Here is a 9677-nt window from a genome sequence, read left to right as displayed (position 1 = left end):
TTTTGGGATACGGAACTTCCACTACTTCCGAAACCGGATTTTATTCATCAATGCAAGAAAAGGACACGCAACAGTTATGTCGCATGTCCTTCCTCAAAGTGCATAGACTCTTTAGCGCCCCAAAATTTGACAAAGAGCCTAAAAAAAGAATCTTTTTGCATTTAGCAAAAAGATTCTTAAAAATTATCACTGCATTTGCAATTTCCATATAAGGAAAAGTTCTTTTGGGCTTTACAAAAAGTAAAACGTAAGATTCGTTCAACACAAGTTTACACCTGTCTACGAAACGTCATTAAAACTGTATCGTTACCGGTGAATTATCTTTATAATATTCTTGTACATAATCTATAAACGTTTTAACGGCAATCAATTTATCACTCACTTCATTGAAGTATAAAAACGTACTGCGCACCCAAGGCTTGCCGTCTTTCTGATAAATCGGTTCCACATAGATTCCTTCATCTTTGCAGGAACCAAGTCCTAAATACGGTAAGATTGACCAACCGAGACCTTCACACACGAAGTGACGACAGGTAACCATAGAGTCCATCTCCATAGCCGCTTCATGACTTTTCGGCAGATTTTCATTACACCATGTATCAAAAACTGTAGTAATCGAACCGTCCGAACGATATTGAATGAGCGGCAAATCCGCCAACTCATCAATTGTAACCGGATCTTTATAAACCAAGCAGTAAGGCTCTTCAAAGAGCTTAATACTGCTGCTTGCTTCTTTATGATTGCCGCGAGCGATTGCCACGACCACTTCCCCACTGTTAAACATCTTATTTACATGGGAACTGTGACCGGTTTTTACTTGGATATGAATATTGGGATATTGCTTCGTAAATTTACCCAATAAATGCGGCAACTGATAGTCCGCGAAATTGATGGACGAAGCAATTTTTAAAGTCCCTTGTATCTCTCCGCTCATCTCACCGATAGCCTGCTTCAAGCTTTCCATTTCCTGGAGCATGCGACGGCAGTAAGCATGAAAGACTTCCCCTTGAGGCGTCAACGTAATCCCTTCACTGGTCCGGAGTAATAAGGGACTCCCCAAGTCTTCTTCCAAATGGCGCAGACGATAACTCAACGCCGGTTGGGATAGAAATAGTTTTTCAGCGGCTTTTGTAATATTGCCTTCTTCCACAACTGTTACAAAAGTTTGCCATTCCCGTTCATCCATTAAATCCCTCCTCAGTCTCTACGGAAAAACCGCAATAAGGATAAGAAGATATTAATGAAATCCAAGTACAACATTAACGCGCCGATTAATTCAACCCGTTCCAACACTTCGTCATCTTCAAGGGCTACCGTGGTCAAAATCCCTTTAATACGATTCACATCAACGGCCGTAAAAATCGTGAAAATAATCACACCGAGAGCACCGAGGGCTAAATTAACGAAACCGTTTTGGAATACGAACACATTAAGCAAGCTCACGATAATAAGCGCAATCACAGCACCTAACAAATAGGTCGTCCACGATGTTAAGTCACGTTTAACCACACCGCCGATAACCGCAAAGGTACCGAAAAACGCCAACGTCCCCACAAAAGCATAAAAGAACGCCGTCGTACCGTACACCATGCTCAAGGCCGCCAAAGTAAGGCCATTTAAAATAGAGTAAATAAAGAACATGCTTTTCAGCGTAGTCAGGCTGGCCGACATCTGCCGCGCACTGAATAAGAAGACCGCACCCAATTCCAAGATCAACAAAATATTGTAGTTGGAAACAGCCAATGAAAGCCATTGAGGGTTAAATAAAGCTGCCAACATAGTAACAAATGTTGTCAAAATTCCCCAGCCCATCCAGAGCATGGAGTTGCGCAATTTACGCGCTACAATCTGCGAAATTACAGATTGATCCGCATTCACGGGCATTGAATAGTTCATATATACCTCCTCAATCAAATCTGTCACGGCTCAAATCGGCCTCTTAATATAAAATCTTGCTTGTGCCACTCACCTTGACACAAGCAAGATTTACGTCACTACCTATTCAGCATGCCTCAGCAATACCTTAATACGCACTAGCAACACAATTAACGTGCGTTGGCAATACCTTCAAATACTTTGCCGCGGGAGCCGTCGACAGTTACAACTTCACCATTATTAATTACAGTTTCTGCATTTCTTACACCTAAAATTACCGGAATACCAAAGTTAATCCCGGCAATAGCCGCCGCCGAAGTATAGCCGTCTTCAGCCGCAATAATAGCACCGGCTCGTTTAGCAAATGGCATTAATTCAGGTTCTAATGTGCGAACTACCAACACATCGCCATCGCGGAAACTCTGCCCTGCCATTTCAGCATTATAAGCGAGGCAAACACGGCCCGTAGCGGCGCCTTTACCTACACCATTACCACTTAACACGGCTTTGCCTACTACATGTACACGAATCATATTGGTCGTACCGGCCTTACCGGATGGTACGCCGGCGGTGATAACAACCAAATCGCCGGATTCGATATGATTCTCAGCCAAGGACGACGTAATCGCACTGTATACCATTTCGTCGGAATTTTCATGGCCCGCTCCGAGTACGGCTTCAACGCCCCAATACAACTGAACGCGACGAACCGTGGCTTCATGCGGAGTTACCGCTAAAATCTTGGCACGCGGACGGTTGCGGGAAATACTCATAGCCGTTTTACCCGTTTCCGTACAAGTAATGATGGCCGCCGCATCAAGATTCTTAGCCACCGTTACGGTTGCCACACTGATGGCATCCGTAGTTTGTACCGTATCGGCTGCAAAGGGATGTTCAATATTACAATACAAAGTAGAATGTTCCGTTACTTCCGCAATGCGTGCCATCGTTTGAACCGCTTCCACCGGATATTTGCCGCCTGCCGTTTCGCCGGACAACATTACCGCATCAGTACCATCCAAAATAGCATTCGCTACGTCACTGGCTTCGGCACGTGTAGGGCGTGGGTTATTCGTCATAGATTCCAACATTTGAGTGGCCGTAATTACAGGCTTCGAGGCTTTGTTACATTTAGTAATCATCATCTTCTGAAGAACCGGTACTTCTTCAGCAGGAATTTCAACGCCAAGGTCACCACGAGCTACCATGAGACCGTCGGACATGCGTAAAATATCATCTAAATTATTGATACCTTCTTCATTTTCAATCTTGGAAATGATTTTAATATCTTTGCCTTCTTCTTCCAAAATGCGGCGAATAGCCACTACATCAGTGCCGCGCTGCATAAAGGAAGCGGCTACATAGTCCACATCCATTTGGCAACCGAAACGCAAATCTGCCATATCACTTTCCGAAACCGGTGGCAAGCTGAGTGGAATGCCCGGTACGGCTACGCGTTTACGATCGCTCATAGGCCCGTTGTTTTTAATTGTGGTGTAAATTTCGGTGCCTTCGATTTTTTCTACCTGCAAGGTAACCAAACCGTCGGATAATAAAATCTCACACCCTACTTTAACGTCATCCACCAAGCCTTTATGGTTAACCGAACAAATGGTAGCGTCCCCTTCAATATCGCGCATAGTCAATGTAAACGGTTTACCCGCTTCAAGCATTACTTTGCCGTCTTTAAAATGACCTAAACGAATTTCAGGGCCTTTGGTATCAAGCATAAGCGCTACCGGAATACCGGTTTTCTTCGAAGCAGCGCGCACCGCTTCCATACGCTTCGTATGTTCGTCATAAGAGCCATGTGAAAAATTGAAGCGTGCTACGTTCATACCGGCCTGTAGCATCTGTTCCAACACGCCGGGCGCATCAGTGCTCGGTCCAATGGTACAAACAATTTTAGTCTTTTTCATAGTAAATACCTCACTCATAATGGATTGGAATAAAGCCTATGTTTTCCCTTCATAGTAACCATTATACACTAATCAATTAAAGTATTTCTACACTATCGGGGCCTAAAATTTCTTCCACCGCCCGGCATATTTCAGTCCCGGGGGCAAAATAGTATTCTTTGGCTACATCAATGCGTTTCCGTTGACGATGTAAATAAAAGGTGACCGGTACCGTCCCGGTTGCTTTTAAGAGTAATTTTTTCAACGCATTACTGGCCTCTGCCGTGTCAAAGCCGGGACGAATATGAATGACAATACGCTTGGCCGTATCGTAATTAACTTTTAACGGCTTAATCGTGTCGGCAATGATCTGTACGCCTTTTTCATCCGCATCAATCCGGCCCGAAATGCGTACCGCCATATCTACGGCCAGCATAGCCTGATACTGCTGAAATTTTTGTGGGAAGACGACGATAGACGCGGAACCGGAAAAATCTTCGAGCCGAATAATGGACATAACATCATTGCGCCGCGTAATTCTATCGGTTTTCTCTACAATGAGGCCCCCTACAGTCACTTCCTGCTTGTCGTATTGTTCCGGATTTTCATTAAGTTTACCCACTTCGAAAAGACCTTTTAATTCAGCTTCATAAGAATTAAGAGGATGGCCGGAAATATAAAAGCCGGTATATTCTTTTTCATCGCGCAATTTTTCATCCATGGTCAAATCGTCGAGCTTTGGCACTTCAATGGTTTCCGCCACGGACGGTTCATCACCGAAAAGGCTCATAGTGCCGCGGGCTTCTTCTTTTTGAAGACGCTGCCCCAAACTCTGCGCCCCTTCATACATGGCGAGGAGCTGATTGCGGTTTTCCTTGAAGCTGTCCATGGCGCCGCAGCGAATTAAGCTTTCCAGTAAGCGCTTATTTACCACGCGCGCGTCGACTCGTTTGCAAAAATCAAGAATGGAGCTGTATAAACCATTCCGATGGCGCTCTGCTAGGAGTTGTTCCACCGCATTATCGCCTACGCTCTTAACGCCACCCAAACCGAAACGAATAGCACCGTTCTGTACCGCAAAAGCCTTTTCCCCGTAATTAATATCAGGGCCCAACACTTCGACGCCGTGCTTTTTACAGTCATTAATATAGTACGTCAGTTTATCCACGTTGGTCATGAAACTACTCATGGTAGCCGCCATAAATTCAGGATAATAATGAGCCTTCAAATAGGCCGTCTGATACGCAATATAGGCATAGGCCGCACTGTGGGATTTGTTAAAACCATAGCCCGCAAAGTAAACGAGCAAATCGAATACTTCATTGGCAATGGCTTCCGGAATGTTATTCTGCACCGAGCCGGCAATGAAGGATTCGCGCTGCGCTTTAAGGACGGATTCTTTCTTTTTACCCATGGCACGGCGCATTAAATCCGCTTGGCCGAGACTGAAACCACCCATGGCGGAGGCAATCTGCATAACCTGTTCCTGGTACAAAATAACCCCGAAGGTATCCTTCAAAATCGGTTCCAACAACGGATGTAAATAGGTAATTTCCATCTCCCCGTGGCGGCGTTTAATGAAATCTTCCACCATGCCGCTGCCCAAAGGCCCCGGACGATACAAGGCAACCAAAGGAATGAGGTCCTCAAAATGCTCCGGTCGTAAATCCATAACGAGCTTAGTAATCCCATCCGATTCAAGCTGGAATACGCCCGGCGTATCACCGCGGGTTAAGAGGTCACACGCGGCCTTATCGTCAAGCGGAATTTTGTCGAGGTCAATATCAATACCGCGGTTAGCTTTAATGAGCTTCAACGCGTCATCCATAACAGTCAATGTCCGAAGGCCCAAGAAGTCCATCTTCAAAAGACCCAATTCTTCGATATTATCTTTATCGTATTGGGTAACAAAACCCGCGTCATTGGCGTTCTGAATCGGCACATGGTCTTCCAACGGCGCCGCCGAAATCACAACGCCCGCCGCATGAGTAGAGGCGTTGCGCACAATACCTTCCAGTTTACGGCCATAATCAAAGAGTTCACGAACCTTCGGATCCGTATCATAGAGCTGCTTTAAATCTTTACCTTTCAACGCTTTGTCCAGCGTAATGCCCAATTCATTGGGTATCATCTTAGCCAGGCGATTCACTTCAGGCAGTGGATGATCGAGCACACGGCCCACATCGCGAATAACGGCGCGCGCCGCTTCCGTACCGAAGGTAATAATCTGAGCTACCCGAGCTTGACCGTATTTTTCCGTTACATATTCGATAGCTTTACCGCGCTTTTCATAGCAGAAGTCAATATCGATATCAGGCATGCTGACACGTTCCGGATTCAAAAAGCGTTCGAAGAGTAAATTATACTTAAGCGGATCAAGACCGGTAATGCCGAGCAGATAGGCCACTACGGAACCGGCCGCACTACCACGACCGGGCCCTACTAAAATGTCGTGCTCACGAGCGTAACGCACATAATCCCACACGATGAGGAAATAATCGTCAAAACCCATTTGGGCAATAACGGAAAGTTCATAATCGAGCCGTTCTTTCAGCTCCGGTGTCATCGTACCGTACAAACGGGGCACTTCTTTTTCACACAAATGGCGCAAATAGGTAGTCGCCGTTTCCCCTTCCGGCACATCAAAGTGCGGCAAATGATGCTCATCAAAATTAAATTCCACATTACAACGATTCGCAATGGCCAAGGTATTTTCCATGGCCCCCGGAATATGACTGAATAATTCCGCCATTTCGTCGCCACTCTTCATATAAAATTCGTCATTCGGGAATTTAAGTCGATCCGTATCGGCCACTTTAGCGCCGGTCGCAATGCAGACCTTAATATCTTGCGCATCTGCATCTTCTTTTAATACATAATGAAAGTCATTGGAGCACACCAAGCCTACACCATACTCTTTGGCTAACTGAATGAGTGCTTCCTGCGCTTTCACTTCGGCGGGTAAGCCGTGATTCTGTATTTCTAAAAAGAAATTATCCTTGCCGTAAATATCTACATAGGTTTCCAGCGCCCGTTTGGCCCCTTCCGGATTATCCTGCAATACACATTGCGGAATTTCCCCTTGAATACAGGCACTCAAGGCGATGATACCTTTACTGTGTTCTTTTAATAATGCGTGATCGACACGAGGTTTGCGGTAAAAACCCTCCGTAAAACCGCGTGATACGATTTTAGTAAGATTTTGATAGCCTTCCATGGTCTCAGCCAGCAAAATCAAATGTTTCAATCGTTCTTGCCGACTTGCGTCTTTATCAAAACGACTGCCCGTCGTGACATACACTTCACAGCCGATAATCGGCTTTATTCCCGCACTTTTTGCTTCTTTATAAAAATAAATGGCACCACACATGTTACCATGGTCCGTAATCGCCAAAGCGGGCATATTGAGTTCTTTGGCACGGGCTACCATTTGCGGCAGGCGACTGATGCCGTCCTGCAAGCTGTATTCAGTGTGGCTATGCAAATGAACAAATGGTTTCATGGTTCCCTCCTCAATCAAAATTATATAAAAAGGACCGACCCCGAGGTCAGTCCTTTTACTGTATCTGTACCTTATTTAATTATATCATAAGTTGGAAGTCGTACTGCTTAATTCTCAAACATTACTGCGAAATAGCCTTCCGGCGAACGGGACTACTCGTTAACGACCTCGGAAATAATGAGTCAATTCCCGACGCACCATCTACCACTGGGGCATAAACTCAGCCACTACCTGCCAAAAACGAGCGGAATGGTTCGGTTGAATAAAATGGGCAAACTCATGGATCATTACATATTCTAAGAACAAACGAGGTCCCATCAATAATTTCTGATTAATCATTATCCGCTCGGTCACAAGCGAGCAGGAACCCCAGCGTGTTTTCGCTTCGCGAATACGAAGTTTCGGATAGGGTACATCATAACCGGCGGCAATATAGCGATGATAAATACGATCGCGCATATCTTTCACTACATCCTCTACCAAATGTTCCCAGAAATCCGCCATTAACGCCGCTCGTTCCGTCACTGTGCTCTGCGGTTTGACAAACATATAAATATTCGCGGGGTCCGATTCACTCCAAGTCACATAAGGTGCATGATGGAGCTCTACCGGTGCCACCGTCAAATGAACTTCATAGTCCAGAATGGTAAACAATTCGCCCGTTTCATACTGATACGGTCTCACATCAGCCTGTTTAGCTTGATGATCTTTGAAGCGTTGCCGGGCTTTATCAATAAAGCCTTCATGCTCCGAAACAAATTGAGTAACGGTTTGAGCGGGCATACGCCACGGCGCCGATACCTTGACCGTGCCGTCCGGCATGACGCGGAGGTTCATGTTTTTAACAGCCTTCCACGTCACCGTATACGGTATAAGCTCACCGGCTATTCGTAATTCATATGTCTTCGACTGTGTCTTACGCGACGACCGTCGCTGCCACCAACTCATAGTATCGCTTAGCGAGCGTTTTTAGCTGCTTTAGCACGGGCAGCACGATCCAAAATAGTTTTACGCATGCGAATGCTGTGCGGTGTTACTTCTACCAATTCATCATCGTTAATCCATTCCAAAGCCTGTTCCAAGCTGAAAATACGAGGCGGTGTCAAACGAACAGCTTCGTCAGAGGAGCTGGAACGCATGTTGGTAACATGTTTTTTCTTACATGGGTTAACATCCATGTCAGTTTCACGAGAGTTTTCACCGATAATGCGACCGGTATAAACAGCTTCGTTAGGGCCTACGAATAAAGTACCGCGATCCTGTACGGAGTTCAAGCCGTAAGGGGTAGTTTCGCCGTCTTCAAAAGCTACCAAAGCGCCGCGCGTACGGCTTGGAATATCACCTTTGAACGGTGCATACCCATGGTACACATGGTTCATGATACCATTACCTTTAGTGCTGGTTAAGAATTGAGCACGGAAACCGATAAGACCACGGGCAGGAATGATGAATTCCATACGGAGGTAACCGGCCAATTCGGTCATGTTGATTAATTCGGCTTTACGAACACCCAAGTTTTCCATAACGGTACCCATGAATTCCTGAGGTACGTCGATGGTTAAGTATTCTAATGGTTCGCAGAGCTGATCGTTAATGCGTTTGTAAATTACACGAGGTTTACCAACCTGTAATTCATAGCCTTCACGACGCATAGTTTCGATTAAAACGGCCAAATGAAGTTCACCGCGACCGGATACTTTGAAGGAATCCGGCGAATCGGTTTCTTCTACTTTCATGGACACGTTAGTTTCTACTTCTTTGAACAAACGGTCACGTAAATGACGGCTCGTTACATAATCCCCTTCACGACCGGCAAACGGGGAGTTATTAACGGAGAACATCATGGACAACGTAGGTTCGTCAATCTTAATGGCCGGTAATGCTTCCGGATGTTCCGCATCAGCTACGGTTTCACCGATATTGATGTCTTCGATACCTACGAAAGCAGTGATGTCACCCATGGCTGTTTCATCGGTTTCTACACGGTTCAAGCCGTTGTAGGTATAAACACGACCGATTTTAGCTTTACGAGTGCTTTCGCCGTTCATGATTACAACCTGTTGGTTAGTTCTCATGCGACCGCGAACGATACGACCAACAGCGATTTTACCTACATAATCATCATAGTCAAGGGTTGTAACCATGAACTGTAACGGACCGTCAATGTCGCCCTGCGGAGCCGGAATTTCTTTTAACAATACTTCGAATAAAGGCTGCATATCTTTGCCTTCATCATCCATGGACAATTTAGCAATGCCGTCACGAGCGGATGCATATACAACCGGGAAGTCCAACTGATCATCATCGGCTTCGAGTTCCATGAAGAGTTCCAATACTTCGTCTTCTACTTCGTGAACACGTTGGTCCGGACGGTCAATTTTGTTAATAACAACGATTGGTTT

Annotated in this window: 7 protein-coding genes; 1 reads left to right on the top strand and 6 read right to left on the bottom strand. The window is 45.5% G+C overall.

What is annotated here, in order from left to right:
- The coding region (locus tag E7204_RS08585) for a hypothetical protein (protein ID WP_295183639.1) at positions 1-212 on the top strand (212 nt) is incomplete at its 5' end.
- An 80-nt stretch (positions 213-292) separates the two neighbouring features.
- Here the strand turns inward: E7204_RS08585 and E7204_RS08580 are convergent.
- The 6 genes from E7204_RS08580 to E7204_RS08555 form a co-directional block, all read right to left on the bottom strand.
- Entirely contained in the window at positions 293-1186 is an 894-nt protein-coding gene (locus tag E7204_RS08580; RefSeq protein ID WP_295183636.1) for a LysR family transcriptional regulator, read from the bottom strand.
- Between the two features lie 11 nt (positions 1187-1197).
- Entirely contained in the window at positions 1198-1896 is a 699-nt protein-coding gene (locus tag E7204_RS08575; protein WP_295183633.1) for a Bax inhibitor-1/YccA family protein, read from the bottom strand.
- A 149-nt stretch (positions 1897-2045) separates the two neighbouring features.
- Positions 2046-3794 (bottom strand): pyruvate kinase, encoded by a 1749-nt coding sequence (pyk, locus tag E7204_RS08570; RefSeq protein ID WP_127058311.1) that lies wholly within the window; start codon positions 3792-3794, stop codon positions 2046-2048.
- Positions 3795-3870: 76 nt separating this feature from the next.
- Positions 3871-7275 carry a DNA polymerase III subunit alpha gene (locus E7204_RS08565; protein WP_295183629.1) on the bottom strand — a complete coding sequence of 1135 codons (3405 nt, stop codon included), beginning with the start codon at positions 7273-7275 and terminating at the stop codon, positions 3871-3873.
- Positions 7276-7476: 201 nt separating this feature from the next.
- The gene (locus E7204_RS08560; protein WP_295183626.1) at positions 7477-8223 is read right to left on the bottom strand and encodes a SprT family zinc-dependent metalloprotease; all 747 of its coding nucleotides are present in this window, start codon (positions 8221-8223) and stop codon (positions 7477-7479) included.
- Between the two features lie 8 nt (positions 8224-8231).
- A partial coding sequence (locus E7204_RS08555; RefSeq protein ID WP_295183623.1) for an EF-Tu/IF-2/RF-3 family GTPase occupies positions 8232-9677 on the bottom strand: 1446 nt, incomplete at its 5' end.

It is taken from the genome of Veillonella sp., from assembly GCF_015058545.1.
In the GTDB taxonomy this organism is placed as follows: Bacteria; Bacillota; Negativicutes; order Veillonellales; family Veillonellaceae; genus Veillonella_A.
This window is presented reverse-complemented; position numbering and strand designations above follow the sequence as displayed.

What these genes read in the sequence shown, in the direction of transcription:
- E7204_RS08580 (WP_295183636.1), bottom strand. Translation starts at nt 1,186, where the DNA reads ATGGATGAACGGGAATGGCAAACTTTTGTAACAGTTGTGGAAGAAGGC.
- E7204_RS08575 (WP_295183633.1), bottom strand. Translation starts at nt 1,896, where the DNA reads ATGAACTATTCAATGCCCGTGAATGCGGATCAATCTGTAATTTCGCAG.
- pyk (WP_127058311.1), bottom strand. Translation starts at nt 3,794, where the DNA reads ATGAAAAAGACTAAAATTGTTTGTACCATTGGACCGAGCACTGATGCG.
- E7204_RS08565 (WP_295183629.1), bottom strand. Translation starts at nt 7,275, where the DNA reads ATGAAACCATTTGTTCATTTGCATAGCCACACTGAATACAGCTTGCAG.
- E7204_RS08560 (WP_295183626.1), bottom strand. Translation starts at nt 8,223, where the DNA reads ATGAGTTGGTGGCAGCGACGGTCGTCGCGTAAGACACAGTCGAAGACA.